Source organism: Aeromonas sp. QDB39 (assembly GCF_027707585.1).
GTDB classification, from domain to species: domain Bacteria; phylum Pseudomonadota; class Gammaproteobacteria; order Enterobacterales; family Aeromonadaceae; genus Aeromonas; species Aeromonas hydrophila.
Genome location: NZ_JAPCIV010000007.1, coordinates 73165 through 99554, shown reverse-complemented (window position 1 = coordinate 99554; position 26390 = coordinate 73165). Strand labels below are relative to the sequence as shown.

At 60.0% G+C, this 26390-nt stretch carries 28 protein-coding genes; 21 read left to right on the top strand and 7 right to left on the bottom strand.

What is annotated here, in order from left to right; translation table 11 throughout:
* Positions 1–153: 153 nt before the first annotated feature.
* The gene (locus PG899_RS05940) at positions 154–753 is read left to right on the top strand and encodes a tetratricopeptide repeat protein (protein ID WP_016349413.1); all 600 of its coding nucleotides are present in this window, start codon (positions 154–156) and stop codon (positions 751–753) included.
* A 102-nt stretch (positions 754–855) separates the two neighbouring features.
* Here PG899_RS05940 and hmpA read toward each other — a convergent pair whose 3' ends face one another.
* Entirely contained in the window at positions 856–2049 is a 1194-nt protein-coding gene (gene hmpA / locus PG899_RS05935; RefSeq protein WP_077095892.1) for an NO-inducible flavohemoprotein, read from the bottom strand.
* Positions 2050–2159: 110 nt separating this feature from the next.
* Here hmpA and PG899_RS05930 point away from each other — a divergent pair, with 110 nt between their 5' ends.
* The gene (locus PG899_RS05930) at positions 2160–2627 is read left to right on the top strand and encodes an Rrf2 family transcriptional regulator (protein WP_011704626.1); all 468 of its coding nucleotides are present in this window, start codon (positions 2160–2162) and stop codon (positions 2625–2627) included.
* A 34-nt stretch (positions 2628–2661) separates the two neighbouring features.
* On the opposite strand, the gene PG899_RS05925 is transcribed toward PG899_RS05930, so the two are convergent.
* The gene (locus PG899_RS05925) at positions 2662–3942 is read right to left on the bottom strand and encodes an HlyC/CorC family transporter (RefSeq protein WP_024944580.1); all 1281 of its coding nucleotides are present in this window, start codon (positions 3940–3942) and stop codon (positions 2662–2664) included.
* Positions 3943–3982: 40 nt separating this feature from the next.
* Positions 3983–4774, bottom strand: coding sequence for a cytochrome C assembly family protein (locus PG899_RS05920; RefSeq protein ID WP_011704628.1), 792 nt, complete (start codon positions 4772–4774; stop codon positions 3983–3985).
* Between the two features lie 286 nt (positions 4775–5060).
* Here PG899_RS05920 and ffh point away from each other — a divergent pair, with 286 nt between their 5' ends.
* The 5 genes from ffh (at position 5061) to rplS (ending at position 8579) form a co-directional block, all read left to right on the top strand.
* Positions 5061–6437: a signal recognition particle protein gene (ffh, locus tag PG899_RS05915; protein ID WP_011704629.1), complete on the top strand. Its 1377-nt coding sequence runs from the start codon at positions 5061–5063 to the stop codon at positions 6435–6437.
* Between the two features lie 183 nt (positions 6438–6620).
* Positions 6621–6869, top strand: a complete 249-nt coding sequence (gene rpsP / locus PG899_RS05910) for a 30S ribosomal protein S16 (protein WP_005341383.1) — start codon at positions 6621–6623, stop codon at positions 6867–6869.
* A gap of 24 nt (positions 6870–6893) precedes the next feature.
* Positions 6894–7415 carry a ribosome maturation factor RimM gene (rimM, locus tag PG899_RS05905; protein ID WP_011704630.1) on the top strand — a complete coding sequence of 174 codons (522 nt, stop codon included), beginning with the start codon at positions 6894–6896 and terminating at the stop codon, positions 7413–7415.
* Positions 7416–7449: 34 nt separating this feature from the next.
* The gene (gene trmD, locus PG899_RS05900) at positions 7450–8199 is read left to right on the top strand and encodes a tRNA (guanosine(37)-N1)-methyltransferase TrmD (RefSeq protein ID WP_011704631.1); all 750 of its coding nucleotides are present in this window, start codon (positions 7450–7452) and stop codon (positions 8197–8199) included.
* Between the two features lie 32 nt (positions 8200–8231).
* Positions 8232–8579: a 50S ribosomal protein L19 gene (rplS, locus tag PG899_RS05895; RefSeq protein ID WP_005313505.1), complete on the top strand. Its 348-nt coding sequence runs from the start codon at positions 8232–8234 to the stop codon at positions 8577–8579.
* Positions 8580–8682: 103 nt separating this feature from the next.
* Here rplS and PG899_RS05890 read toward each other — a convergent pair whose 3' ends face one another.
* Together PG899_RS05890 and mutH are read right to left on the bottom strand one after the other, a co-directional pair.
* Entirely contained in the window at positions 8683–9012 is a 330-nt protein-coding gene (locus PG899_RS05890; protein WP_011704632.1) for an isoamylase early set domain-containing protein, read from the bottom strand.
* Between the two features lie 82 nt (positions 9013–9094).
* Positions 9095–9769 (bottom strand): DNA mismatch repair endonuclease MutH, encoded by a 675-nt coding sequence (mutH, locus tag PG899_RS05885; protein ID WP_039214258.1) that lies wholly within the window; start codon positions 9767–9769, stop codon positions 9095–9097.
* A gap of 733 nt (positions 9770–10502) precedes the next feature.
* Between mutH and rppH the strand changes: the two genes are divergently transcribed.
* From rppH to PG899_RS05845, 8 genes are all read left to right on the top strand, one after another.
* Positions 10503–11030, top strand: coding sequence for an RNA pyrophosphohydrolase (rppH, locus tag PG899_RS05880; RefSeq protein WP_011704634.1), 528 nt, complete (start codon positions 10503–10505; stop codon positions 11028–11030).
* Positions 11031–11044: 14 nt separating this feature from the next.
* Positions 11045–13324: a phosphoenolpyruvate--protein phosphotransferase gene (gene ptsP / locus PG899_RS05875; protein ID WP_024944576.1), complete on the top strand. Its 2280-nt coding sequence runs from the start codon at positions 11045–11047 to the stop codon at positions 13322–13324.
* Between the two features lie 67 nt (positions 13325–13391).
* The gene (gene lgt / locus PG899_RS05870) at positions 13392–14216 is read left to right on the top strand and encodes a prolipoprotein diacylglyceryl transferase (protein ID WP_011704636.1); all 825 of its coding nucleotides are present in this window, start codon (positions 13392–13394) and stop codon (positions 14214–14216) included.
* A gap of 94 nt (positions 14217–14310) precedes the next feature.
* Entirely contained in the window at positions 14311–15105 is a 795-nt protein-coding gene (gene thyA / locus PG899_RS05865; protein WP_077095895.1) for a thymidylate synthase, read from the top strand.
* 226 nt (positions 15106–15331) lie between these two features.
* Entirely contained in the window at positions 15332–16522 is a 1191-nt protein-coding gene (gene nhaA / locus PG899_RS05860; protein WP_077095896.1) for a Na+/H+ antiporter NhaA, read from the top strand.
* On the top strand, positions 16519–16926 hold the full coding sequence (locus PG899_RS05855; protein WP_045529143.1) for a hypothetical protein: 408 nt from the start codon (positions 16519–16521) through the stop codon (positions 16924–16926). Before nhaA ends, PG899_RS05855 begins: the two co-directional genes overlap by 4 nt.
* Complete coding sequence (gene nhaR / locus PG899_RS05850; protein ID WP_017409027.1) at positions 16913–17845, top strand: transcriptional activator NhaR; 933 nt, start codon at positions 16913–16915, stop codon at positions 17843–17845. The genes PG899_RS05855 and nhaR overlap by 14 nt, the downstream gene beginning before the upstream one ends.
* A gap of 49 nt (positions 17846–17894) precedes the next feature.
* The gene (locus PG899_RS05845) at positions 17895–18197 is read left to right on the top strand and encodes an ArsR/SmtB family transcription factor (protein ID WP_016349423.1); all 303 of its coding nucleotides are present in this window, start codon (positions 17895–17897) and stop codon (positions 18195–18197) included.
* A gap of 50 nt (positions 18198–18247) precedes the next feature.
* On the opposite strand, the gene rpsT is transcribed toward PG899_RS05845, so the two are convergent.
* Positions 18248–18511: a 30S ribosomal protein S20 gene (gene rpsT / locus PG899_RS05840; RefSeq protein ID WP_005308808.1), complete on the bottom strand. Its 264-nt coding sequence runs from the start codon at positions 18509–18511 to the stop codon at positions 18248–18250.
* A 191-nt stretch (positions 18512–18702) separates the two neighbouring features.
* Between rpsT and murJ the strand changes: the two genes are divergently transcribed.
* On the top strand, positions 18703–20268 hold the full coding sequence (gene murJ / locus PG899_RS05835; RefSeq protein WP_016349424.1) for a murein biosynthesis integral membrane protein MurJ: 1566 nt from the start codon (positions 18703–18705) through the stop codon (positions 20266–20268).
* A 39-nt stretch (positions 20269–20307) separates the two neighbouring features.
* Here murJ and PG899_RS05830 read toward each other — a convergent pair whose 3' ends face one another.
* Positions 20308–20505, bottom strand: coding sequence for a hypothetical protein (locus tag PG899_RS05830; protein WP_162183721.1), 198 nt, complete (start codon positions 20503–20505; stop codon positions 20308–20310).
* On the opposite strand from PG899_RS05830, the gene ribF reads away from it, so the two are divergent.
* From ribF to ispH, 5 genes are read left to right on the top strand one after another with little or no spacing between them, the layout of a single operon-like run.
* Entirely contained in the window at positions 20410–21384 is a 975-nt protein-coding gene (ribF, locus tag PG899_RS05825) for a bifunctional riboflavin kinase/FAD synthetase (protein ID WP_077095897.1), read from the top strand. The two genes, PG899_RS05830 and ribF, sit on opposite strands and share 96 nt — an antisense overlap.
* A complete protein-coding gene (gene ileS / locus PG899_RS05820; protein ID WP_017409029.1) occupies positions 21384–24245 on the top strand; it encodes an isoleucine--tRNA ligase in 2862 nt (953 codons plus the stop codon). Before ribF ends, ileS begins: the two co-directional genes overlap by 1 nt.
* On the top strand, positions 24245–24748 hold the full coding sequence (gene lspA, locus PG899_RS05815) for a signal peptidase II (protein WP_011704644.1): 504 nt from the start codon (positions 24245–24247) through the stop codon (positions 24746–24748). The genes ileS and lspA overlap by 1 nt, the downstream gene beginning before the upstream one ends.
* Positions 24745–25197 carry an FKBP-type peptidyl-prolyl cis-trans isomerase gene (fkpB, locus tag PG899_RS05810; protein WP_011704645.1) on the top strand — a complete coding sequence of 151 codons (453 nt, stop codon included), beginning with the start codon at positions 24745–24747 and terminating at the stop codon, positions 25195–25197. Before lspA ends, fkpB begins: the two co-directional genes overlap by 4 nt.
* The gene (gene ispH, locus PG899_RS05805; RefSeq protein ID WP_029301961.1) at positions 25197–26132 is read left to right on the top strand and encodes a 4-hydroxy-3-methylbut-2-enyl diphosphate reductase; all 936 of its coding nucleotides are present in this window, start codon (positions 25197–25199) and stop codon (positions 26130–26132) included. The genes fkpB and ispH overlap by 1 nt, the downstream gene beginning before the upstream one ends.
* Positions 26133–26390: the final 258 nt, after the last annotated feature.

Below are 26390 nucleotides of genomic sequence, written 5' to 3'. Positions count from 1 at the left end.
GCGGCGGTCCCATCTGCTGCAGCCGCGGTGCCGGCGGCCACGGATACCACGGCTGCGCCATCGACCAGCCCGGCGACGGCCGATGCGCCGGCAGCGGCCCCCATTCCTGCACCTGCCGCCACGGATAGCGGGCGCTCACCCAATAGCCGCCCCATGACCAGCACCCCGAGCAGCAGCAGCGGCCTGAATGTGGACAGTGGCACACTGCAGGCGGTGCCGCTCTATCGCCAGGACGAGCTGCTCAACTGGATTGAACAGGGGCGTCACCTGCAGCAGGTAAAGCAGGACAGGTGCCAGCTTACCCAGGATATCGAGGTGCGGGCCGAGGTGATGAAGGTGCCTGCCTATCAGTTTCTGTGGGGGGACATGCTGGCCTGGGGGGTCTGCATCAAGCCCAACGCGGAGCTGGGGGTCAAATTCATGTGGGAGGCGGCCAATCAGGGATTGGCGCCGGCGCTGGAACAACTGGGCCGTTACTACTGGAAAGGCACGCTGGTGCAAAAGGATCTGCTCAAGGCCGAGACCCTGATGCGGGAGGCCGCCAGCCTGGGCTTCCAGCGGGCACAGATAGAGTGGGTGGAGATGCTGCTGCAGGGAATGGGCAGCCCGCTCGACTATGAAGAGGCCTACCACTGGTTGCACAGCACGGTGATCGGCGACAAGGCGCTGCACCAGAAGGCGACCAGCCTGCTGAGCCGGCTCGGCAACCGGATGCCGGCCAATGCCATCGCCCGCGCCAAGGCGATGCACTGAGCCAAAAAAATGACCCACGGATCTGCATCCGTGGGCCGGGAGGTGCCGGCCGCCGTGCCGTGACAGGCTGGCCCCTCATCTGGTTATAGTGATTAGCCCGCCTTACAGATCTTGGTGGGGACCAAAAACTTCGTAATGGAGCTGGCCGGCCGGAATGTCTGCCGCGATCAGCTGCTGCTTGACTGCCTGCATGAAGCCGACGGGACCACAGAAGTAGTAGTGGGCCTGCGGCGTGATGCGCTCCTTCACTGCAGTCAGGTCCATGGTGCCGGCAAAGTCGTAATCTTCGCCCTGCACATCACTGGCCTGGGGCTCCCGATACCAGACCCGGCTCAGCAGGTTGGCGTTTTGGCGGGATTTTTGCTGAATATCCTCCCTGAAGGCATGTACGGCACCCTGTTCACAGGCGTGCAGCCAGGTGATGTCGGCCTGATGGCCGTTCGCCAGCAACTGGTTGAGCATGCTTATCATCGGCGTGACACCCACACCGGCCGAGAGCAGCACCACCGGGGTATGGCCATCGGCTTTCAGGTAGAAATCGCCGGTGGGGGGCATGACCTCAATCTTGTCACCCGCTTGCAGATGATCGTGCAGCAGGTTGGAAACCTGGCCCTGCGGCTCGCGTTTGACGCTGATGCGGTAGTGCTGGCCGTTGGGGGCATCGGAGAGGGAGTACTGGCGGATCTCCTGATATTCCAGCTCGGGGTGGACCAGCTTGATGCTGAGGTACTGGCCCGGCTTGAAGTCCAGTACCGGCTTGCCATCTACCGGCGCCAGCAGGAAGGAGGTGATGAGCTCGCTTTCGAGCCGCTTCTCCTTGATCAGGAAGGGGCGGGAACCCTGCCAGCCACCTGCCTGGCTCGCCTTCTCCTGATAAATCTCGCTCTCGCGGCCGATGAAGATGCTGGCGAGCACACCATACGCCTTGCCCCAGGCATCCAGCACCTCGTCGGTGACCGCACTTCCACCCAATTCTTTGAGCGTGGCCAAGAGATGACTACCTACAATGTGATATTGTTCTGGCTGGATCAGGAAACCCGTGTGCTTGTGGGCGATACGCTCCACGGCCCCGGCCAGTGCCCCCAGGTTGTCGATGTTCTTGGCATAGGCCGCCACCGCATTGAACAACGCCAGCGGCTGACCGCCGCTGCGCTGGTGCGCCAGGTTGAAAATGTCCTTCAGTTCCGGGTTATGGCTGAACATGCGCTGGTAGAAGTGCTGGGTGAGCGCGGGGCCCGCCGATTCGAGCAAAGGGATGGTGCTTTTGATGACGGCGATGGTGGCTTGGTCTAACATAGGGGGTCCTTGCTAATTGAACATCTAAAATGTCACTTAATAAGCTGCATCCTAGATGTTTATTTGATCTGAATCAATAATCAATTTCCGCGCGATGCGCCACAGGCACTATGAGACTAACTAGCTATACCGATTTTGGATTGAGAGCCCTGCTCTATCTGGCGACCCTGCCGGAGGGCGAATTGTCGAGCGTGGCCAAGGTCTCCGCCTTGTATGACGTCTCCCGCAATCACATGGTGAAGGTGGTGAACCAGCTGGTGAAACTGGGCTATCTGCAGTCCCAGCGCGGCAAGAATGGCGGGATCCGCATGGCTTGTGCGCCGGAGACCGTCAACATCGGTCAGGTGATCCGGGCGCTGGAAGGGAATCTGGACGGGATAGATTGCGGCTCGCCGGCCTGCCACATCGTCTCGGTCTGTCTGCTGAAGAATGCCCTGAAGGAGGCGATGAACGCCTTTCTGGCGGTGATGGACAGCTATACCCTGCAAGACCTGCTGGCCAATCGCGACGAGCTGCAGAAGGTATTTGGCGAATTGATCCCGACTCTGGTGCTGGAGCCGGACGAGGAGAGCGAGTGAGCAAGAAAAAAGGCTGCCAGTGGCAGCCTTTTTTTCAATCTTCAAAGCCAGACTCGTTACGGTATAAATCAGGCATGATCCGCGCCATCTTCACCATGTTGTTCTCCACTTCCAGGATCTCGATGGGGTAGCCGGCCAGCCGCAGACTGATGTTGGGCTGGGGGATCTCCTCCAGGTATTCCAGGATGGCACCATTGAGCGTTCTGGGCCCGTCGATGGGCAGTTGCCAGCTCATCTCCTTGTTCAGCTCGCGGATGCTGGCGGAGCCCTCCACCAGGAAGGTGCCGTCCGGCTGGGGGTGGATCTCGTCGCTGGGAGCGGGGGTCATGGAGGTAGTGAAGTCGCCCACTATTTCTTCCAGAATGTCGTCCAGAGTGATCAGTCCCTGAATGTCGCCGTACTCGTCAACGATGAGGCCGATCCGCTCCTTGTTGCGCTGGAACTTAGCCAGCTGGACGTTGAGCGGCGTTCCCTCCGGGATGAAGTAGATCTCGTCCACCTCCCGCAGCAGGCTCGACTTGTTGAACTGATCCCTGGCCATCAGCCGCAGTGCGTCGCGGGCGTGCAGAAAGCCCACCACGTCGTCGATGTTGTCGCGATAGAGCAGGATCTTGGTGTGGGCACAGTGGGCCAGCTGGCGCAGTATGGTTTTCCAGTCGTCGTTGATGTCGATGGCGTAGATCTCGCTGCGCGGCACCATGATGTGCTCCACCGTCATCTTGTCCAGATCCAGAATGCTGAGCAGCATCTCCTGATGGCGCTGGGGGATGAGGCTGCCGGCCTCGTTGACGATGGTGCGCAGCTCCTCGGTATTGAGGGCGTCATCCTTGCTGGGGTTGAGCCGCAGCAGCTTGAGCAGGCCGCTGGTGATGCCGTTGATCAGCCAGACCAGCGGCGAGAGCGGCACCATCAGCCCCTTGAGCACCCAGGAGGCCGGGTAGGCAATCTTCTCCGGGAACATGGCTGCCAGGGTCTTGGGGGTCACTTCACCAAACACCAGCACGATCAGGGTCAGGCCGAAGGTGGCGATGGCCACCCCGAGATCGCCGAAGACGCGGATACAGACGATGGTGGCGATGGCCGAGGCGAGGATGTTGACCAGGTTGTTGCCGATCAGGATCAGCCCCAGCAGGCGATCCGGGCGGGATAGCAGCTTTTCTACCCGGCGGGCGGCCTTGTGTTTGGTCTGGGCCAGATGTCGCAACTTGTAGCGGTTGAGGGACATCATGCCGGTTTCGGAACTGGAGAAAAAAGCAGACAAGAGGATCAAGATAACGAGAACAATCAGCAATGTACTCGTTGAGATACTGTCCAAGAAGGGCTCCTGTGGGAGTGGGTGATAAAAAGGGTGGCGGTCAGCTCAACAAGACTTCTTTGACGAAGCGGCTGCCAAAATAGGCCAGAGTCAGGATGAAGCTGCCGATCAGGCTCAGGGTGATCACCTTGCGACCGCGCCAGCCACGGGTATGGTGGCCCCACAGCAGCAGCACGTAGACGCACCAGGCCAGGATCGAGAGGATGGCCTTGTGGGACTTGCCCTGGGCGAACATGTCTTCGAGGAAGAACAGGCCGGAGGCAATGGAGAGAGTTAGCAGGAACAGACCCGCCGAGATGAGCTGGAACAGCCGCTTCTCCACCGTCATCAGGGGCGGCATGGCGGGCAGCTGGCTGATCTTGCGCGACTTCAGCTGCCGGTCCAGACAGGCTAGCTGCAGCGCAAACAGGCAGGCGATCATCAATACCGAGTAGGCCATCAGCGCCAGACCGATGTGCAGCAGCAGCTGGGGATGGGCCTCCAGATGGGTGATGTAGCGGCCGGGAATGAGGGCGCTGGCGGCCAGCAGCAGGGCCGAGAAGCTGTAGACCACCGGCAGCAGGATCCAGCCGTTGAAGCGGCGGGTGACGCAGGTCATGAAGCAGCTGATGATGAGACTGACCAGCGAGGCTACGTTGAGCATGCTCAGATTCTGGCCGGAGTGAGTCACCAGCACTTCGCCGGCCACGGCGGTGCCATGGGCGATCAGGGCCAGTCCGATGCAGGCAAACAGGGGGGCTTGTCCCACTGGTTTGGCACTGAGCAGCAGGTGCAGAGAGGCGATGATGGCCAGCAGATAGAACGCCAGGGCCAGAACAGAGATCACGATCATAACCGGGTCGTTGTCGAGCAAGCGATTGGGAATAGGAAGGGCAGTATACCTTGCACAAGATGTGCTCGCCAGTTGTGCTGCCGCCGATCCGCCCATATATAGGCAGCAGTCTGCCGCCGCGGCACGCACCAGAAGGCGCGCCGGCGCCGGCCGAAATACCAGCCTGGGTTCATTGTACCTGCCCTTTTGAGGGGCAGGTCACCGTCGTGTGCGGCGAATAATCGTCCTCATTGCGCCGGCTGAGGTATAATGCCCCCATTTGTTACGCCAAGAACCGGAATGCGTCATGTTTGAGAATTTGACTGAACGACTCTCGCGCACCCTGCGCAATGTCAGCGGCCGTGGTCGTCTGACCGAAGAGAACATCAAAGAGACCTTGCGCGAAGTTCGCATGGCGCTGCTCGAGGCGGACGTCGCCCTGCCGGTGGTGCGTGACTTCGTGGCTCGCGTCAAGGAGCGGGCGGTTGGCCAGGAAGTGGCCAAGTCCCTGAGCCCGGGCCAGGCCTTCATCAAGATTGTGCATGGCGAATTGGTCTCGGTGATGGGGGAGGCCAACGAGCAGCTCAATCTGGCTGCCCAGCCGCCAGCCATCATCCTGATGGCTGGTCTGCAGGGGGCCGGTAAAACTACCACGGTCGGCAAGCTGGCCAAGCTGCTCAAAGAGCGCAGCAAGAAAAAGGTGCTGGTAGTCAGTGCCGACGTCTATCGTCCGGCGGCGATCAAACAGCTGGAAACCCTGGCCAATGACATCGGTGTGGACTTCTTCCCGAGCGATGCCAGCCAGAAGCCGGTCGACATCGCCAATGCGGCCATCGATCAGGCACGCAAGAAGTTCTATGACGTGGTGATCGTCGATACCGCCGGCCGCCTGCACGTCGACAGCGACATGATGGACGAGATCAAGCATCTCCACGCCACCATCAAGCCGGTCGAGACCCTGTTCGTGGTGGATGCCATGACCGGTCAGGACGCCGCCAACACTGCCAAGGCCTTCAACGAGGCGCTGCCGCTCACCGGCGTGATCCTCACCAAGGCGGACGGCGATGCCCGCGGTGGTGCCGCTTTGTCGGTGCGCCACATCACCGGCAAACCGGTCAAGTTCATCGGTATGGGCGAGAAGACCGATGCGCTGGAGCCGTTCCACCCGGATCGTCTGGCTTCCCGCATCCTCGGCATGGGCGACGTGCTCTCTCTCATCGAAGAGGTGGAGCGCAACGTCGATAAAGAGAAGGCGGCCAAGCTGGCCAGCAAGGTCAAGAGCGGCAAGGGCTTCGATCTGGAAGATTTCCGCGAGCAGCTGGCCCAGATGCGCAACATGGGCGGCATGATGGGCATGCTCGACAAGCTGCCGGGCATGTCCGGCTTGCCGGACAACATCAAGGATCAGATGGATGACAAGCTCACCGTGCGGATGGAGGCCATCATCAGCTCCATGACGCCCAAGGAGCGTGCCCATCCCGACCTCATCAAGGGCTCTCGCAAGCGTCGTATCGCTGCAGGCTCGGGCATGCAGGTGCAGGACGTAAACAAGCTGCTCAAGCAGTTCACCGAGATGCAGCGGATGATGAAGAAGATGTCCGGCAAGGGTGGCATGCGCAAGATGATGGGGCAGATGAAGAACATGCTGCCACCGGGATTCGGTGGTGGCCGCGGCCCCTTCTGATTGCCGGTCGTCATGCACACGTCAAGGGCTCACCATGGGTGGGCCCTTTTCATGGGGCCGCTTGTGCAAAAAATGGCTGGCTTGGTTGCAATTATTACGAATCCAAGTAGAATTACGCGGCTTATTTTAAGCTAGGGTCCGCGTGTTTGCGGGCCTTGTTCATTAGATGTTAATGAGGACGATATGGTAACCATTCGTTTACAACGTGGTGGCGCGAAAAAGCGTCCGTTCTACCAGGTAGTAGTTGCTGACAGCCGTAACGCCCGTGACGGTCGTTTCATCGAGCGCGTTGGTTTCTTCAACCCGGTTGCTTCTGGTAACGCTGAAAAGCTGAACCTGGACCTGGCTCGTATCGAGCATTGGGTTGGTACTGGTGCCGCTGTTTCTGACCGCGTTGCCAAGCTGATCAAAGACGCTGCCAAAGCTGCTTAATCAGCCAAACGGTAAGGAGTTAAGGTGGAAAAACCTGTAGTTCTGGGCACCCTGGGTACCGTTTACGGCATCAAGGGCTGGCTTAAAGTGAACTCCTTCACCGATGTTGCCGAAGCGATTTTCGATTACAACCCCTGGCTGATCAATCAGAACGGGGTGTGGCGTGAAATTCAGGTTTCATCCTGGAAGCGTCACAACAAGGGTCTGATCTGCAAACTCGATGGTATCGACGTGCGCGAGGATGCCCTGGCATTGACCAATGTCGAGATTGGCGTAGCCGCCGATCTGTTGCCTGCGTTGCCTGAGGGCGAGTTCTACTGGCGTGACCTGATTGGTTGCTCGGTAGTGACCACCAAGGGATACGACCTGGGCAAGGTGACCGAATTGATGGAAACCGGCTCCAACGATGTGTTGGTGGTTGAGGCCAATGTAAAAGATGCCTTTGGTGCGAAGGAGCGGTTGATTCCGTTCCTGGAAGAGCAGGTGATCAAGAACATTGATCTGACTGCTCGAACAATCGAAGTTGATTGGGATCCTGGTTTCTAGTTTCCCGCGCTAACACGGGTGCCGGAGGTTTCTTATGTGGATTGGGGTGATTAGCCTCTTCCCTGAAATGTTCCGAGCCATTACCGAGCACGGGGTAACGGGTCGGGCCGTCAAGAGTGGCCTGCTGCAGATTGAGTGCTGGAACCCCCGGGACTTTACCCACGACAAACACCGTACGGTCGATGATCGTCCTTATGGTGGTGGGCCCGGCATGTTAATGATGGTTCAGCCGCTGCGTGACGCGATTCATGCAGCCAAGCAAGCGGCGGGAGACGGGGCGAAAGTCATCTATCTCTCTCCTCAGGGACGCAAGCTGACTCAAGCGGGCGTGACCGAGTTGGCGACGAATCAGAAACTGATTCTGGTCGCCGGTCGATACGAAGGTATCGATGAACGCGTGATACAAACCGAAGTCGACGAAGAGTGGTCTATCGGGGATTACGTGTTAAGTGGTGGCGAGTTGCCTGCCATGACCCTGATCGATGCGGTTTCGCGTCTGGTCCCTGGGGTTTTGGGCGATCAGGCCAGTGCCGAGCAGGACTCCTTCACGGATGGCCTGCTGGATCATCCCCACTACACTCGGCCGGAGTTGTTGGATGGATTGGCGGTGCCAGAGGCGCTGACAAGCGGCAATCACGAAGTGATTCGGCGCTGGCGGCTCAAGCAATCGCTCGGACGAACCTGGCAGAGAAGGCCGGAACTTATTAACAACCTAGCTCTGACTGACGAGCAAGAATCACTTCTTGCCGAGTATGTCCGCGAAGTGCGTGACAGCGTTAAGTAGAGTTTTCAGTTTATCCTAGGTAAGGAAAGACAATGAGCAAGATTATTCAGCAGCTTGAACAAGAGCAACTGCGTACCGACATCCCGGCTTTTGCCCAGGGCGACACCGTACGTGTTCAAGTTCGTGTTAAAGAAGGTGGTAAAGAGCGTCTGCAGGCTTTCGAAGGCATCGTTATTGCCAAGCGTAACCGCGGTCTGCACTCTGCTTTCACCGTTCGCAAGATCTCCAACGGCGAAGGTGTTGAGCGTGTATTCCAGACTCACTCTCCGCTGATCCACAGTGTAGAACTGAAGCGTCGTGGTGATGTTCGCCGCGCCAAACTGTACTACCTGCGCAACCTGTCCGGCAAAGCTGCTCGTATCAAAGAGAAGCTCAACTAATTCGATTCGAATTGGTGTCGGTATGTCGGCGAAAAGCTCGACAGGTAGTGAAAAGGCTCGCCAATGGCGAGCCTTTTTTGTATCCGCTTCCGGGTGTGCCGGCTCAACCTGGCTGGCTGACCCGCACCACCGAGTTGTCGCGTCCGAAGGGACCGGGCACGTAGTCATCCGCCGCCCAGTCATTGTCGTAGTGGGTCTCCCCGTTGGGTTGCACCAGCTGGTAGCAATACTCGAAATGAGCGGGACCGTCGGTCGGCAGATTGAGGGTGGTCTTGAACTCACCGCTCTTCATCCGCTTGAGCTCGATGGGTTGCCACTGGCTGAACTCCCCCAGCAACAGCACCTGCTCGGCCTCTCCTGCGGCCTCTTTTTCCACGGCAAAGGTCACCTTGACCTCGGGGCGAGACTTGAGAAATTGCTTGTTGATCGGCATGACGCCTCCTTGTCCTGATTGCGAAGAAATAGCTGCTGGCTATTTTTATATCACTTTATGACAAGGATGTTGATAACCGAGATCAAGCGGGCAGGGCAAAGTGGCGCTGCAGCAGCCCGTGGGTAAAGCCTATCTTGAGGTAAAAGCCGCGCGGCAGGGTCATGATCGGCTGGCCATTGCGGCCGATGGCCCGGGTCAGAGCCTTGTTGTTGGCCGCCTTGGGACGCAGTTGCAACACCTGGCCGTGGCGGGCGCTGATCTGCTCCACCTCTCCCAGCACTATCATGTCCATCAGCTCTTCCCAGTCCTGGCGCAGCAGCCGCTCCTCCTCTTCATTCGGACTCCACAACAGCGGCATACCGATGCGGCGCTCACCGATGGGGATCTCGCGGCTGCCCTCCACCGGGATCCAGAGCACGCGAGAGAGCTTGTTGCGCACATTGGATTGTTCCCACTGCTGGCCGCTGACACCGATCAGCGGTGCCACGCAGACGAAGGTCGTCTCCAGCGGTTTGCCCTGAGGATCGATGGGGATCGTCTTGAGTTCGATGCCAAGATCCGGGAAGTCCTGTTCGGGCTTGCTGCCAGCGCTGGCCCCTAGCTGCCACTCGATCAGCTGACCAACCCAGCCCTTGTCACGACGCAGATCCGCCGGCACGGCGATGTCGGCCGTGGCGGCCAGCTGGGCCAGCGTGAAGCCCGCCATGGCATAGGCGCGGGCCAGCAATTCCTGCTCGGACTGGGGGTTGGTGGGCATGGTTCACTCCTGCAAAGGGGAATTATTCTAGCAACTCTGATCCTCGCTGAGGATCGCTGTTTTTATAACCGATCCTGGCAGGGGTATGCACAGGGGGGGCTGTTTTGTGAGTAAGTACTTATCATAATGATTTTAAACAAATTTGTCTCTATACCCTCGGTCATTGACCAGCAGGATCCAGGCTCAAAATAGTTGTCCAAGGGTTTGCTCGCGCTGTTGCACACAGTTATCCACAGAAATCTTGGATAACTGCCGGCAAGTGCTAATAGTTGGCTCATTGTTACAAAAAAATGTGAAACAGCACCGATTTCAACGGCGATTCCAGAGCAGATAGTGTGCCACTCCTGTGGATAAAATAGCCATGGTGGATCTTTGAACAGTCGAACTTGTTCACAATCGAGATCCCGGATCGCTGGCCGTGAAAGACATGGATCTTGATCCAGCATTGATTGTTTAACATCATGTATTTAAATACATATTCTGTTTTTATCAACATGGGGTATGCTGTCGCCTGGTTTGGATCAGATAAATGAAACTACTGTATATACCTGCTTGCTCACAGGCTTATGCACAGTCTGGGTGGGCAACTTGGTCCAGTTGATCCTTGGATTTGTTTATAAGTCGGCTTGAAATTGAAAGTTATTCATGAGTGGGGGATCGCAGTCCCTGTTTGCTGCCACGAGGTGAATGTGGAACAATCCCCTTATAGATTCAGCCTTTATAAGGTGATCACGTGATAGATGGCGACGGGTTTCGTCCCAATGTCGGAATCGTGATCTGTAACCGTGACGGACAAGTATTGTGGGCTAAGCGCTATGGGCAGCACTCCTGGCAGTTTCCGCAGGGAGGGGTTGATGATGGTGAGACGCCGGAGCAGGCCATGTATCGTGAGCTGTATGAGGAGATAGGCCTCAAGCCCGAAGATGTGACCATCATGGCCACCAGTCGCAACTGGCTGAAGTACCGCTTGCCCAAACGCCTCGTTCGTTGGGACAGTTCACCGGTCTGTATTGGCCAAAAACAAAAATGGTTCTTGCTGCAGCTGGATCCGGGCAGGGAGTCCAGGATCCAGTTCGGCTGTCATGGTCATCCCGAGTTTGATGACTGGCGTTGGGTCAGCTTCTGGTATCCGGTCCGTCAGGTCGTCTCTTTCAAGCGGGAAGTCTATCGACGGGTAATGAAGGAGTTTGCCCCGCTGGCGATGCCGGTGCCGGCTGTTCAGGTCAACAAGAAGGATGGGCGGCGCAATCGCCCCCGTTAAGGAGCACAGATTAGTTGTTAACGGAACTCAGACGCATCGTCGAAAGCATGGCCGAGGCCAATACCCTCGAGCTGGCCTTGCAGGCACTGGTCAGCCAGACCCGGCTGGCCATGATGGTGGACTGCTGTTCCGTTTATGTCTCAGAACCCGAGATGCGCCGCTACCGGCTGGCCGCGACCGATGGTCTGGCCGAGTCGGCGGTGGGCAAGGCCACCCTGCCGTTCGAGCAGGGCATCGTCGGTCTGGTGGGTCAGCGGGAAGAGCTGATCAACCTGGCCGATGCCCCCTCCCATCCCAGCTTCAAGTTCCTGCCCGATGTGGCCGAAGAGGCGTTTCGCTCCTTCCTCGGCGCCCCCATCATGCATCAGCGTCAGGTGGTGGGCATTCTGGTGGTGCAGCAGAAGGAGAGCCGCCTCTTCGATGAGGGGGAAGAGTCCTTCATGGTGACCCTGGCGGCCCAGCTGGCGGCCCGGATCGCCCAGGCCCAGGCCAAGGGCTGGTTGCAGAAGACCGACTGGAGCAAGCCGCTGCGTGGCATTGCCGGTGCCAGCGGCATCGCCATGGCCAAGGCCTGGGTGTGGCGGCCGCGCAAGGAGCTCAACTCCATCACCCCGCGCAAGGATGAGGATCACGCCAGACAGCTGGAGCGGCTGAATGTGGCGGTGGAGGAGGTGCGCCACGATCTGGAGAGCCTGGCACTGCGGTTTCGCGAGAGCTACAGCCAGGACTCGGTCGCCATCTTCGACATCTACCTGCATCTGCTGAACGATCCGGGCTACATCAAGCCCATTCGCAACAAGGTGAGCAAGGAGCACTGGACGGCGGTATCGGCGGTCAAGCTCATCAGTGACCGGCTGATCGATCAGTTCAAGGGGATGAAGGATCCCTACCTGCAGGAGCGCTCCACCGATGTGAAGGACATTGCCCAGCGGCTCATCAGCCGGCTGGTGCAAAACGAGCCAGAGCATATCGCCATCGGCGAGCCGGTGGTACTGGTGGCCGACGAGGTGACGGCCACCATCCTGGCTGAAGTCCCCCGCGAGTTTCTGACCGGGGTGGTGTCGCTCAAGGGGGGCACCAACTCCCACGCCGCCATTCTGGCTCGTGCGATGGGGGTGGCGGCCATCATGGGGGTGGATCTGCCGCTTGGCGACATCGGCGGTCGTATGCTGGTGGTCGATGGCTACAGCGGCGATCTCTTCATCGAGCCCAATCAGGTGATCCTGACCGAGTACCGCCAGCTGCTGAGCGAAGAGCGGGCGCTCGATACCCTGGTGCGCAGCGTCGACAACCAGCCCTCCGAGACGGCCGACGGTGTGCCTGTCTCCCTGCTGCTCAACGCCGGGCTCAGTGCCGACACCGAAATATCCCTCAATCAGCTGGCGGACGGGGTCGGCCTCTATCGCACCGAAATTCCCTTCATGCTGCAGGACAGCTTCCCCTCCGAGTGGGAACAGACCGCCCGTTATCGCGGCATTCTGGAGACCTACCGCAACCGGCCGGTCTGCATGCGGACCCTGGATGTGGGTGGCGACAAGCAGCTGCCCTATTTCCCCATCGTCGAGGAAAATCCCTTCCTTGGCTGGCGGGGGATCCGGCTCACCCTGGATCACCCCGAACTGTTCCTGGTGCAGCTCAAGGCGATGCTGCGGGCCAGCGAAGGGCTGGACAATCTGGCCATCATGCTGCCGATGATCAGCAGCGTCAGCGAAATCAAGGCCTCCCGCCGCCTGCTGGATCAGGCCTGGCGAGAAGTGTCGGAAGAGGCGGCCAGCCGTGAGGCGGTGATCCGCTACCCGAGCCTGGGGGTGATGATCGAGGTGCCTTCCGCCCTCTACATCCTGCCCGAAATGGCGCCGCTCATCGATTTCTGGTCGGTGGGCAGCAACGATCTGACCCAGTACCTGCTGGCGGTGGATCGCAACAACGCCAGGGTCGCCAACATCTACGATGCCTTCCATCCGGCGGTGATCCGCGCCCTGCAGCTGCTGGTCGATGCCTCCCATCGTTACCAGAAGCCGGTGTCGGTGTGTGGCGAGCTGGCCGGTGATCCGGTCGGGGTGCTGTTGCTGCTGGCCATGGGCTATCGCCGCTTCAGCATGAACACGCACAACATCGCCCGCATCAAGTACGTGCTGCGTCAGTCCACCCTGAGCGAACTGACGGTGCTGCTGACGGATGGCCTCAAGCACGACAACCCGCACGTGCTGCGCGGCCTGTTTGCCCGCTATCTGGAAGAGCACGGCCTGGGCGGTTTGCTGCGCGCCGGTCACAAAACGAAACAGACTGATTGATAATCATGCCTTGTCCCTGCTGACGAATGATCGGAAAATGCGGCTTTTCTTATGACTGGGGCCGCATATGCAGCACGATGGATATTGGGTTTTCTCGCAGATTGATCCCGTAGCATTCAGTTTGGGACCACTATCGGTACGCTGGTATGGTCTCATGTACCTGTTTGGTTTCGCATTTGCCATGTGGCTGGCGGGGCGCCGCGCGGATGCGCCGAACAGTGGCTGGACCCGCAACGAGGTCTCGGACCTGCTGTTTTACGGCTTCCTCGGGGTGATCCTGGGTGGCCGGGTCGGTTACGTGCTGTTCTACAACTTCGACATGTTCCTGGCCGATCCCCTCTACCTGTTCAAGATCTGGACCGGTGGCATGTCGTTCCACGGCGGCCTGATCGGGGTCATCACCGCCATGGTCTGGTTTGCCCACAAGACCAACCGCCACTTCTTCACCGTGGCTGACTTCGTGGCACCGCTCATTCCGTTCGGCCTCGGCGTCGGTCGCATCGGCAACTTCCTCAACGGTGAGCTGTGGGGCCGGGTCACCGATGTGCCCTGGGCCATCATCTTCCCGGAGGCAGGTCCCGAGCCACGCCACCCATCCCAGCTCTATCAGTTCGCGCTGGAAGGGGTGGTGCTGTTCATCATCCTCAACCTGTTCTGGCGCAAGAACCCGCCCCGTGGCGCCATCTCCGGCATGTTCCTGCTGTTCTACGGCCTGTTCCGCTTCCTGGTGGAGTTCGTGCGCCAGCCGGACAGCCAGCTCGGTCTCTACTTCCAGGAGATCAGCATGGGCCAGATCCTCTCCACCCCGATGATCATCATCGGTGCCCTGATGATCTGGGTTGCCTACAAGCGGCCGCAGCTGTTCGGTAACAGCGTCAAGGAGGCAAAGTAATGCGAGCCTATCTCGGTCTGGTACAGAAGATCCTGCCGCAGCCTGCCTGTGTGGCTGTGAACCCGTTTGGTGAGACCTTGAAGGAGGCAAAGTAATGCGAGCCTATCTCGACCTGATGCAGAAGATCCTCGATGAAGGGACCGTCAAATCCGACCGTACCGGTACCGGCACCGTCTCCCTGTTCGGCCATCAGATGCGCTTCAATCTGGCGGAAGGCTTCCCGCTGGTCACCACCAAGAAGTGCCACCTGCGCTCCATCATTCACGAGCTGCTGTGGTTTCTCAACGGCGATACCAACACCGCCTACCTGAAAGAGCACGGCGTCAGCATCTGGGACGAGTGGGCCGACGAGAACGGCGATCTGGGGCCGGTTTACGGCGCCCAGTGGCGCTCCTGGCCGGCGGCTGACGGGTCTGTGATCGATCAGATCCAGAAGGCGGTGGACGACATCAAGCACAATCCGGATTCGCGCCGCATCATCGTCTCCGCCTGGAACGTGGGCGAACTGGACAAGATGGCGCTGGCTCCCTGCCACGCCTTCTTCCAGTTCTACGTGGCCGACGGCAAGCTCTCCTGCCAGCTCTACCAGCGCAGCTGTGACGTGTTCCTCGGCCTGCCGTTCAACATCGCCAGCTACGCCCTGCTGACCCACATGATGGCCCAGCAGTGTGACCTGGAAGTGGGCGACTTCGTCTGGACCGGTGGTGACGTGCACCTCTACTCCAACCACATGGAGCAGACCGCGCTGCAGCTCACCCGCGAGCCGCGCCCGCTGCCGACCCTGGTGATCAAGCGCAAGCCGGACTCCATCTTCGACTACCAATTCGAGGATTTCGAGATAGAGGGTTACGACCCCCATCCCGGCATCAAGGCGCCCGTCGCCATCTGATGTGAAAGGCGCCCATGAGGCGCCTTTTTTATGCATAAAAGCCACGGAATATTCACTCTGATGACTGGGCTTAGAGTGATATTCGTGTGGGAGAAAACCTGCTTATAGCAGGCATGTTTGATTTTGCCTTCGGTTTTCTCGTTGTATTTCGCAGTAAGAAACGATTTTCCATTAATTGTTATGGGATATAGACTCAAAACAAAGTAATACTGTGGATAATTTAACCATGAGCGACGTAATCAAAAAGTTCCTCAAGCTGGAGGCCGCCTCCGGAATAATTCTGATCATGGCGGCCATGCTGGCGATGATCCTGGCCAACAGCGGCCTGGCCGGCAGCTATCAGGCCTTCCTCGATACCCAGGTGCAGGTACGCATCGCCGCCCTCGACATCAACAAGCCGCTGCTGCTCTGGATCAACGATGGCTTCATGGCCGTCTTCTTCCTGCTGGTCGGCCTCGAGGTGAAGCGCGAGATGCTGGAAGGGGCCCTCTCTTCCCGGGTGCAGGCCACCTTCCCGGCCATCGCCGCGGTGGGCGGCATGCTGGCACCCGCGCTCATCTATGCCTTCTTCAACTACTCGGATGAAGTGGCGCGCGCCGGCTGGGCCATTCCCGCCGCCACCGACATCGCCTTCGCCCTCGGAGTGATGGCGCTGCTGGGCAAGCGGGTGCCGGTCAGCCTCAAGGTGTTCCTGCTGGCGCTGGCCATCATGGATGACTTGGGCGTGATCATCATCATCGCGCTGTTCTACACCCAGCAGCTGTCGCTGACGGCGCTGGCGATCGGCATCCTGGCGACCCTGACCCTGCTGTGGATGAACCGCCGCGGCGAGGATCGGATCAGCCTCTACATGCTGGTGGGGCTGGTGCTCTGGGTGGCGGTGCTGAAATCGGGCGTCCATGCGACCCTGGCCGGGGTCATAGTGGGCTTCATGATCCCGCTCAACGGCAAGCGCTATGTCTCGCCGCTCAAGCAGCTGGAGCATGCCCTGCACCCCTGGAGTGCCTACCTGATCCTGCCGCTGTTCGCCTTTGCCAATGCCGGGGTATCGCTGGAGGGGATTGGTCTCTCCGCCCTGCTGAGCCCGGTGCCGCTCGGCATCATGCTGGGGCTGTTCATCGGCAAGCCGCTCGGGGTGTTTACCATCAGCTGGCTGGCGGTGAAGCTCGGCATTGCCCAATTGCCCAACGGGGTCAATTTCAAACAGATCTTCGCGGTCAGCATCCTGTGCGGCATCGGCTTTACCATGTCGATGTTCATCGCCTCGCTGGCCTTCGAGCACGGCGGGTTGGATTACGGCAGCTATTCGCGCCTCGGGATCCTGGTGGGATCGACCCTGGCGGCGATCGTCGGTTATCTCGCCCTGCGCATGGCGCTCCCGAATCGGGAGGCCGACCAAAGCACGGAGGGGTTATGAAAAGACTAGGATGGCTGGCCTTGCTGGCGCTGAGCCAGACGGCCTGGGCCGGCAGTCTGCAGGATTGCCAGCAGGATGCGGCCTCGGCCGGCTGCTCGGCCTACCTCAACGGGGTGGTCGACAGCGCCCTGATGCTGGGGGACAGGCAGGCCAAGGCCCAGTTTGGCGAGACCTTCGCCGAGCGGGCGCTGAGCAGCCGGGCCGGCGAGCGGGTCAAACAGTCCAACAAGCGTTATTGCGGGGAGCGGATGCCGGATCCGGCCCGCCTCAAGGCCCATCTGCAGGCGCAGTTCGACGCGAACAAGGTTGACTCGATCAGCGACATGTATGACATTCTGGCGGCTGAACTCAGTTGCTACCGGAGTCCGCGCAGCGCGGGAACCCCATCGGATGTCACACCTTAACTACAACCATCTTTACTATTTTTGGATGACTCAGAAGAAGGGCTCCGTCACGCAAGCGGCGGAAGCCCTCTTCTTGACGCCGCAGACCGTCACCGGCCAGATCAAGCTGCTGGAGCAGCGCCTGGGCGGCAAGCTGCTGATGCGCAAAGGGCGTTCCCTCGAGGCGACCGAGCTGGGTCAGCTGGTGTTTCGCTATGCCGACAAGATGTTCAGCCTCTCCTACGAGATGCTGGATATCGTCAACTACCGCAAGGAGAGCCAGATCCTGTTCGACGTCGGCATCGCCGATGCGCTCTCCAAACGTCTTGCCAGCCGGGTACTGCTCTCCGTCATCCCCAACGACGGTTCCATCCACCTGCGTTGCTTCGAATCGACCCATGAGTTGCTGCTGGAACAGCTGAGCGAGCACAAGCTCGACATGATCCTGTCGGACTGCCCGGTGGACTCCAGCCAGCACGCCGGCCTGCTCTCCAAGCGGCTCGGTGGCTGCGGGGTCAGCTTCTTCTGCAAGGCGCCACTGCCGTCGCTGCCTTTTCCGGCCTGTCTGGAGGAACGCAAGCTGCTGATCCCGGGCCGGCGCACCGCCATGGGCCGCCAGCTGACCCAGTGGTTCGAGCAGCAGGGCGTATCGCCCAGCATCCTCGGCGAGTTTGACGATGCGGCCCTGATGAAGGCATTCGGCTTCTTCAACCAGGGCATCTTCATGGCTCCTACCATCTATCGGGAGGAGATCCTGGAAGGGGAGGAGGTGATGCTGCTGGGGGAGACCCAGGATCTGATGGAGGAGTACTACGTCATCTTCGCTGAACGGATGATCCAGCATCCGGCGGTAAAACGGGTATGCGAGAGCGATTTCTCCTTTCTGTTTGCCGGTCAGGAGGATTTCACCACGATTCAACCGGCAACCCTGTCATTTTAAATCGACGGGCCACAGAGTATGATTCTTGCCTCGAACGAGAGGGAATGAGATGCAACTGGAAGAGATGGAGGCAAATGCAAGCCGGGCGGTCGCTCTGCTCAAGGCGCTGGCCAACGAGCGGCGCTTGTTTATCCTGTGTCAGCTGCTGGAGCGGGAGCTGTCGGTGGGCGAGCTCAACGAGCGGCTGGGTTTGAGCCAGTCGGCGTTGTCACAGCATCTGGCTGTGTTGCGGCGGGATGAACTGGTGGAGACGCGCAAGGAGGCCCAGACGGTCTACTATTCGCTGCGCAGCCATGAGGTGCGCGAGATGATAGGATTGCTGCACAAGTTGTATTGCAGCGAACAGAAATAAAAAACCGGCACGAAGGCCGGTTTTTTTAGCTTTGTTCAGCAGATGCTGAATTAAGCCATAGCTTTGATCTGGGCAGACAGGCGGCTCTTGTGACGAGCAGCTTTGTTCTTGTGGATCAGGCCTTTGGTCGCCATACGATCCATGATCGGCTGAGCAACAGCGAAAGCGGCAGTCGCGGCAGCCTTGTCGCCAGAGGCGATGGCAGCGATGACTTTCTTCAGGTAGGTACGGGTCATGGAACGACGGCTGGCGTTGTGCTGACGACGTTTCTCTGACTGAAGAGCGCGCTTCTTAGCAGATTTGATGTTAGCCAAGGTAAAACTCCTAAAACTGTCTTAGCGAGTGTATTGAAAAGGCCCGGAAATATGCCTTCTCAACCACATATTGTCAAATGATTTGTGCAAATAAACACCGCCCCCCGGTGGTGTGTCAGATGGGAGACGGTTAAACTGTCGGCCGATTCTAACAGCATTCTTTTCTTTCCGACAGTTCCAGAGGCCTCGTCTTGAGTAAGAAATTGATCAAATCCGGCATGATAGTGTCCGGAATGACGTTGGCGTCCCGCGTGATGGGCTTGGTGCGCGATGTGGTCATCGCAAATCTGCTCGGTGCCGGGGTAGCCGCAGACGTCTTCTTCTTTGCCAACCGCATTCCCAACTTTCTGCGTCGCCTGTTCGCCGAAGGTGCCTTCAACCAGGCCTTTGTTCCCGTGATGACGGAGTACAAGAAGAAGGGCGACGAGAGCGAGGTGCGCGAGTTGCTGGCCGCAGTGGCGGGCACCCTCGGTGGGATCGTTACTGTGGTCACCCTGCTCGGGGTGTTGGGCTCCGGGGTGCTGACCGCCCTGTTCGGCTGGGGCTGGTTCTGGGACTGGTTGCACGGCGGGCCGGCGGCCGAGAAGTTCGAGATGGCGAGCCTGATGCTCAAGATCACCTTCCCCTATCTCTGGTTCATCACCTTTACCGCCATGGCGGGGGCCATCCTCAATACCTTCGGCCGCTTCGGGGTCTCCTCCTTCACGCCGATCTTTCTCAACATCACCATGATCGCCGCCGCCTGGTGGATCTCGCCCTGGTTGGACGACCCCGAACTGGCGCTGGCCATCGGTGTCTTCCTCGGCGGTCTGGTGCAGTTCCTGTTCCAGTTCCCGTTCCTGCGCCAGATCAACATGCTGGTGTGGCCCAAGTGGGGTTGGCACCATCCGGGGGTGGTGAAGATCCGCACCCTGATGATCCCGGCGCTGTTCGGGGTCTCGGTCAGCCAGATCAACCTGCTGGTCAACACCATGCTGGCCTCGTTCCTCGCGACCGGCGCCATCAGCTATCTCTATTACTCGGACCGACTGCTGGAGTTCCCGCTCGGCATGTTCGGTGTCGCCATCAGTACCGTCATCCTGCCGGCGCTGGCCAAGAAGCACGTGGATGCCGATCCGGCCGACTTCTCCCGCACCATGGACTGGGGGGTTCGGATGGTGATGCTGCTCGGCCTGCCCGCCATGGTGGGGATTGCCGTGCTGCGCGAACCCATTCTGCGGGTGCTGTTCATGCGCGGCGAGTTCGGCTTGCACGAGGTGAGCATGTCCAGCGCCAGCCTGCTGGCATCCACCACGGGCCTGCTGTCGCTGATGCTGATCAAGGTGCTGGCCCCCGGCTACTACGCCCGCCAGGATACCCGCACTCCGGTACGGATCGGGATGATGTCGATGGCGGCCAACATGGCCTGCAACCTCATCTTCATCTATCCGCTCGGTTACGTGGGGCTGGCGCTCTCGACTGCCTGCTCTGGCACGCTGAACGCGGCCCTGCTGTTCAAGGGACTCCATCAGCAGAACGTCTACCGGCCCTCCCGCCACACCGGGGTATTCTGCCTCAAGCTGCTGACCGCGAGTCTGCTGATGGGGGGCGTGCTCCTCTACCTCTCGCCGGATCTGGCCCAATGGGGCGCCTGGCACATGAGCAAGGCGAGCATGCAGCTGACCATGCTGCTGGTGCTGGGGGGCGCGATCTATGCTGGTGTCCTGCTGGCGCTGGGCATTCGGCCAAAAGATCTGAGAGCGGGGCGGGATGACTGAGTCGGCCCGCCATGGCGGAAGTCCCGCTTGAGCCAGCAATCAGGGCGGGATGGCTGAAATCGGGTCAGCAACAGGGCTGACCCAGAGTGCCGCCTGATATATAATCCGGCGATTTTCATAGCAGCGACGCACAAGGCATTGATGGAGCTTATCCGCGGTATTCACAATATCAAGCCCCGTCACCGGGGGTGTGTATTGACCATTGGCAACTTTGATGGGGTTCATCAGGGTCATCATGCCGTGCTGTCTCGCCTGCAGGAAAAAGCAGCCCATTTGGGGTTGCCCGCCTGCGTCATGCTGTTTGAACCGCAGCCGCTGGAACTGTTTGCCGGGGCTGCGGCGCCGGCCCGCCTCAGCCGCCTGCGGGAGAAGTATGAAGCGCTCAAGGGGATGCAGATCGATCGCATGCTCTGCGTGCGCTTCAACCATCGCTTCGCCGAGCAGTCCGCCACCACCTTCATCGAGCAACTGCTGGTGGAGAAACTCGGCGTGCACTATCTGGTGGTGGGCGACGATTTTCGTTTCGGCAAGGGGCGGGAAGGGGACTTCCACCTGCTGGAAGAGGCCGGTCGGCGCTTCGGTTTCGAGGTGATCAGCACCCAGAGCTTCCAGTTGTCCCGTCAGCGGGTCAGCAGCACGCTGGTGCGCGAGGCCCTCGCGGCCGGCCGCATGGCGGAGGTGGAGCTGATGCTCGGCCGCCCCTATACCATCAGCGGCCGGGTGGCTCACGGCGACAAGCTGGGCCGCACCATAGGTTTTCCCACCGCCAATCTGGCCCTCAAGCGCCAGGTGATCCCGGTCGGTGGCGTGTTCGCGGTGGAAGTGTTATGTTCCGGCAAGACCTTCCCCGGTGTCGCCAATGTGGGTGTACGGCCGACCTTGAGCGGTACACAAGCCAGATTGGAAGTACATCTATTTGATTTTTCTGGCGACCTATATGGTCAACAGGTCAAGGTGCTGCTTCGCCACAAGCTGCGCGAAGAGCAGAAGTTTGCCTCTTTCACCGCCTTGAAAGAGCAGATCGAACGAGATGCCCTGGCGGCCCGAGCCTGGTTCGGGCTGCCACTACTCCATTTACCCAGCACTCTTTTAGAAAAGAAGGGAACCCAGGACTGATGAGCGACTATAAACACACCCTGAATCTTCCGGAAACCGAGTTTCCGATGCGTGGCGATCTGGCCAAGCGCGAACCCAACATGCTGAAACGTTGGTACGATCAGGATCTTTACGGCGCCATTCGCCGCGCCAAAGCGGGCAAGCCTTCGTTCATTCTGCACGATGGCCCCCCCTATGCGAACGGCAGCATTCACATCGGTCACTCGGTCAACAAGATCCTCAAAGACATCATCATCAAGTCCAAGGGCCTCTCCGGTTTCGACTCCCCCTACGTGCCGGGCTGGGATTGCCACGGTCTGCCCATCGAACTGAAAGTAGAAGGCATGGTCGGCAAGCCGGGCGAGAAGGTCTCTGCTGCCGAGTTCCGCGCCGAGTGCCGCAAATACGCCAAGACCCAGATCGAAGCGCAGAAGACCGACTTCATCCGGTTGGGCGTGCTGGGTGACTGGGAACACCCCTACCTGACCATGGATTTTGGCACCGAAGCCAACATCATCCGTTCCATGGCCAAGATCGTTGAAAACGGCCACCTGCACAAAGGCTCCAAGCCGGTGCACTGGTGTACCGACTGTGGCTCCGCGCTGGCCGAAGCCGAAGTGGAGTACTACGACAAGAACTCCCCCTCCATCGACGTGCGCTTCAAGGCCGTCGACGAGGTGGGCGTTGCCGCCAAGTTTGACTGCGCCGAAGGCCATACCGGCAAGGGCCCGATCTCTGCCGTGATCTGGACCACCACCCCCTGGACCCTGCCCGCCAACCGCGGCATCGCCATGCACGCCGATCTGGACTATGCGCTGGTGCAGGTGGAAGGGGAGCATCCCGAGCGCCTGATCCTGGCCGCCGAGCTGGTCAAGGACGTGATGGACCGCGCCGGTATCGAGCAGTTCCACAACCTGGGCTACGCCAAGGGCGCCGCGCTCGAGCTGCTGCGCTTCAACCACCCCTTCTACAGCTTCGACGTGCCGGTGGTGCTGGGTGACCACGTTACCCTGGATGCCGGTACCGGCGCCGTGCACACCGCCCCTGGCCACGGTCAGGAAGACTTCGTGGTCGGTCAGAAGTACGGTCTGGAAGTGGCCAACCCGGTTGGCAGCAACGGCGTGTACCTGCCGGATACCGAACTGTTTGCCGGCCAGCACGTGTTCAAGGCCAACGCCTCCGTGGTCGAGGTGCTGACCGAGCGTGGCGCCCTGCTGCACCACAAGGTGTTCAACCACTCCTACCCGCACTGCTGGCGTCACAAGACCCCGATCATCTTCCGTGCCACCCCGCAGTGGTTCATCAGCATGGAGCAGAAGGGTCTGCGGCAGCGCGCGCTGGAAGAGATCGAGCGCATCGAGCAAGACGGCATCAAACAGCACGGCCAGAGCGGCTGGGTGCCGGCCTGGGGTAAAAACCGCATCCAGGCGATGGTCGAGAACCGTCCTGACTGGTGTATCTCCCGTCAGCGTACCTGGGGCGTGCCCATCTCCCTGTTCGTCCACAAGGAGACCCAGGAGCTGCACCCGGAATCCGTGCGCCTGATGCACGAAGTGGCCAAGCGGGTCGAGCAGTCCGGCATCCAGGCCTGGTGGGATCTGGACAAGGCCGAGCTGCTGGGCAGCGACGCCGACCTGTACGACAAGGTGCCTGACACCCTGGACGTCTGGTTTGACTCAGGTTCGACCCACTCCTCCGTGGTCGACGCCCGTCCCGAGTTCAACGGCAACCCGGCCGACATGTATCTGGAAGGCTCTGACCAGCACCGCGGCTGGTTCATGTCCTCCCTGATGATCGGCGTGGCGATGAAAGACAAGGCTCCCTACAACCAGGTGCTGACTCACGGCTTCACCGTGGATGGCCAGGGTCGCAAGATGTCCAAGTCCATCGGCAACGTGGTCAGCCCGCAGGACGTGATGAACAAGCTGGGTGCCGACATCCTGCGTCTGTGGGTCGCCAGCACCGACTACACCGGCGAGATGACCGTCTCCGACGAGATCCTCAAGCGCTCTGCCGACGCCTATCGCCGCATCCGCAACACTGCCCGCTTCCTGCTGGCCAACCTGAACGGCTTCAATCCGGCGACCGACATGGTGGCACCTGCCGACATGGTGGTGGTGGATCGCTGGGCCGTGGGCCGTGCCAAAGCGGTACAGGCCGAGATCATGGCGGCGTTCGACGAGTACAACTTCCACGGTGTGACCCAGAAGCTGATGCAGTTCTGCTCCATCGAGATGGGCTCCTTCTACCTGGACGTCATCAAGGACCGTCAGTACACCGCCAAGGCTGACAGCCTGGCCCGTCGCTCCTGCCAGACCGCCCTGTATCACATCGCCGAGGCCATGGTGCGCTGGATGGCGCCGATCATGAGCTTCACCGCCGACGAGATCTGGGCGCTGCTACCGGGTGAGCGCGGTGAGTTCGTGTTCACCGAGGAGTGGTACGACGGCCTGTTCGGGCTGGAAGCGGGTGAAACCCTCAACGACGATTTCTGGGCCGAGATCCTCACCGTGCGTGGTGAAGTGAACAAGGCGCTGGAAGTGGCTCGTGGCGAGAAGCGCATCGGCGGCTCCCTGCAGGCTGAGCTGACCCTGTTCGCCAAGCCGGCACTGGCTGCGCGTCTGAACGCCCTGGCCGATGAGCTGCGCTTCGTGCTGCTCACCTCCAAGGCCAAGGTGGTCAGCGTCGATGCCGCCCCGGCAGACGCCGTGGCGACCGAGCGCGACGACCTGTGGCTGAGTGTGGCCCAGTCTGCTGCCGCCAAGTGCGACCGCTGCTGGCACCATGTGGAAGACGTGGGCACCATCGCTGGTCACGAAGAGATCTGTGGCCGCTGCGTCACCAACGTCGAGGGTGACGGCGAAACTCGTCAATTTGCCTGATGAACATGACTCACCATAAAAGCGGCCTGCGTTGGCTGTGGCTGGCAGTGCTGGCCTTTGTACTGGACCAGGCGAGCAAGCTCGCCGTGGTCAAGCTGCTGCCATTTGGCTACCCGGGGGTGGAGATCACCCCCTTCTTCAACCTGGTCCATGTCTACAACAAGGGGGCAGCTTTCAGCTTCCTGGCCGATCAGGGCGGCTGGCAGCGCTGGTTCTTCGCGGTGCTGGCGTTTGCCATCTGCGGCTTGCTGATCCACTGGCTGCGCAAGCAGTCCGTCGCTCAGCGCTGGAGTGGCATCGCCTACTCGCTGATCATCGGCGGGGCGCTCGGCAACGTGTTTGACCGGCTGGTGCTGGGCCACGTGGTCGACTTCCTCGATTTCTACTGGCAGCGCGCCCACTGGCCTGCGTTCAACCTGGCGGACAGCTTCATCTTCATCGGTGCCGCCATGATAGTGCTGGACGGTTTTCGCAGTGAGAAGAAGAAGGACGTGACGCCATGAGCCAGCCGATTGCGGCAGACAGCAGCGTGCTGTTCCACTTCGCCATCAAGCTGGAAGATGGCTCGGTGGCCGACAGCACTGCGCTGCAAGGCAAGCCTGCCCGCCTGCGGATGGGCGATGGCAGCCTGACCTCCAGTTTCGAGCAGTGCCTGCTGGGGCTGCGCGAAGGGGAGAGCAAGAGCTTCACGCTGGCGCCGGAAGAGGCCTTCGGCCTCTCCAATCCCGACAACATCTATCATCTGGACCGCGCCAAGTTCGGTGCCGATGTAGAGCCCAAGGTCGGTACCATCATCCTGTTCGACCAGCCCAACGGCAGCGAGCTGCCGGGTATCATCCGGGCGGTGGCAGGCATGTCGGTGACGGTCGATTTCAACCATCCCCTGGCCGGTCACACCGTCACGTTCGAGGTGGAGATCCTGGGGGTTGATGACGAGGAAGCGGTTCACTGATGAATATTCTTCTGGCCAATCCCCGTGGTTTCTGTGCCGGTGTCGATCGGGCGATCAGCATCGTTGAGAGCGCGCTGGAGAAGTTCGGTGCCCCCATCTATGTCCGTCACGAGGTGGTGCACAACCGCTACGTGGTGAACAAGCTCAAGGAGGCGGGCGCCGTCTTCGTCGAAGAGCTGGATGAGGTGCCGGACGACAGCATCGTCATCTTCTCCGCCCACGGCGTCTCCAAAGCGGTGCGCGAGATGGCCAAGTCCCGTGCCCTCAAGGTGTTCGATGCCACTTGCCCGCTGGTGACCAAGGTGCACATGGAGGTCCATCGCGCCAGTCGCAAGGGCTCCGAGGCCGTGCTCATCGGTCATGCCGGTCATCCCGAGGTGATCGGCACCATGGGTCAGTACGAGAATCGCGAGGGGGGCATGTATCTGGTGGAGACGCCGGAAGACGTGGCCAAGCTCAAGGTGAAGAACCCGGACGACCTCTGCTTCGTCACCCAGACCACCTTGAGCGTGGACGAGACCTCGGATGTCATCGATGCCTTGCGTGTCCACTTCCCCAAGATCCAGGGGCCGCGTAAGGACGACATCTGCTACGCCACCCAGAACCGTCAGGATGCGGTGCGGGAGATGGCGGGGCTGGTGGACGCCATGCTGGTGGTGGGGTCGCGCAACTCCTCCAACTCCAACCGCTTGCGGGAGCTGGCCGAGAAGGTGGGCGCCAAAGCCTATCTCATCGACGACGCCTCCATGATCGAGGCCGACTGGCTGGCGGGAGTAGAGGCGATCGGTGTTACCGCCGGCGCTTCCGCCCCCGAGGTGCTGGTGCAGTCGGTCATCACGCGCCTGCGCGAGCTGGGCGGCAAGGTGGTGGCCGAGCATCCCGGTCGTGAAGAGAACGTGGTGTTTGAGGTGCCGCCGGAGCTGCGCATCCTGTGAGTCAGCCGTCCCGTGCGGGATAGAGCCATGAGTGCCTGAGCCACCTCCTGTGAGGTGGCTTTTTCATGGGCGATTCTTATGACTCTTGTTGCCCGGTTTGTGGCGAGATTGCAGCGAAATTTGATGATGTATGTCCAAGATCTGAGTAGATTGAATTGCAAGCGAAGGTCTGCGGTCTAGACTGCTGATGATCTTCTCATCTGGCTTGATGGCACATGGATATGCGAACGAGCCTCCCCGACAAAATCAGAGCGAAAC

Coding starts and splice junctions, on each gene's coding strand:
- hmpA (WP_077095892.1), bottom strand. CDS start 2,049: ATGTTAGACCAAGCCACCATCGCCGTCATCAAAAGCACCATCCCTTTG.
- PG899_RS05930 (WP_011704626.1), top strand. CDS start 2,160: ATGAGACTAACTAGCTATACCGATTTTGGATTGAGAGCCCTGCTCTAT.
- ileS (WP_017409029.1), top strand. CDS start 21,384: ATGAGCGACTATAAACACACCCTGAATCTTCCGGAAACCGAGTTTCCG.
- lgt (WP_011704636.1), top strand. CDS start 13,392: ATGCAGCACGATGGATATTGGGTTTTCTCGCAGATTGATCCCGTAGCA.
- nhaR (WP_017409027.1), top strand. CDS start 16,913: ATGTCACACCTTAACTACAACCATCTTTACTATTTTTGGATGACTCAG.
- fkpB (WP_011704645.1), top strand. CDS start 24,745: ATGAGCCAGCCGATTGCGGCAGACAGCAGCGTGCTGTTCCACTTCGCC.
- rplS (WP_005313505.1), top strand. CDS start 8,232: ATGAGCAAGATTATTCAGCAGCTTGAACAAGAGCAACTGCGTACCGAC.
- PG899_RS05890 (WP_011704632.1), bottom strand. CDS start 9,012: ATGCCGATCAACAAGCAATTTCTCAAGTCTCGCCCCGAGGTCAAGGTG.
- PG899_RS05855 (WP_045529143.1), top strand. CDS start 16,519: ATGAAAAGACTAGGATGGCTGGCCTTGCTGGCGCTGAGCCAGACGGCC.
- PG899_RS05920 (WP_011704628.1), bottom strand. CDS start 4,774: ATGATCGTGATCTCTGTTCTGGCCCTGGCGTTCTATCTGCTGGCCATC.
- rpsP (WP_005341383.1), top strand. CDS start 6,621: ATGGTAACCATTCGTTTACAACGTGGTGGCGCGAAAAAGCGTCCGTTC.
- PG899_RS05845 (WP_016349423.1), top strand. CDS start 17,895: ATGCAACTGGAAGAGATGGAGGCAAATGCAAGCCGGGCGGTCGCTCTG.
- thyA (WP_077095895.1), top strand. CDS start 14,311: ATGCGAGCCTATCTCGACCTGATGCAGAAGATCCTCGATGAAGGGACC.
- ribF (WP_077095897.1), top strand. CDS start 20,410: ATGGAGCTTATCCGCGGTATTCACAATATCAAGCCCCGTCACCGGGGG.
- nhaA (WP_077095896.1), top strand. CDS start 15,332: ATGAGCGACGTAATCAAAAAGTTCCTCAAGCTGGAGGCCGCCTCCGGA.
- PG899_RS05940 (WP_016349413.1), top strand. CDS start 154: ATGACCAGCACCCCGAGCAGCAGCAGCGGCCTGAATGTGGACAGTGGC.
- PG899_RS05830 (WP_162183721.1), bottom strand. CDS start 20,505: ATGATGACCCTGATGAACCCCATCAAAGTTGCCAATGGTCAATACACA.
- mutH (WP_039214258.1), bottom strand. CDS start 9,769: ATGCCCACCAACCCCCAGTCCGAGCAGGAATTGCTGGCCCGCGCCTAT.
- trmD (WP_011704631.1), top strand. CDS start 7,450: ATGTGGATTGGGGTGATTAGCCTCTTCCCTGAAATGTTCCGAGCCATT.
- lspA (WP_011704644.1), top strand. CDS start 24,245: ATGAACATGACTCACCATAAAAGCGGCCTGCGTTGGCTGTGGCTGGCA.
- ispH (WP_029301961.1), top strand. CDS start 25,197: ATGAATATTCTTCTGGCCAATCCCCGTGGTTTCTGTGCCGGTGTCGAT.
- ffh (WP_011704629.1), top strand. CDS start 5,061: ATGTTTGAGAATTTGACTGAACGACTCTCGCGCACCCTGCGCAATGTC.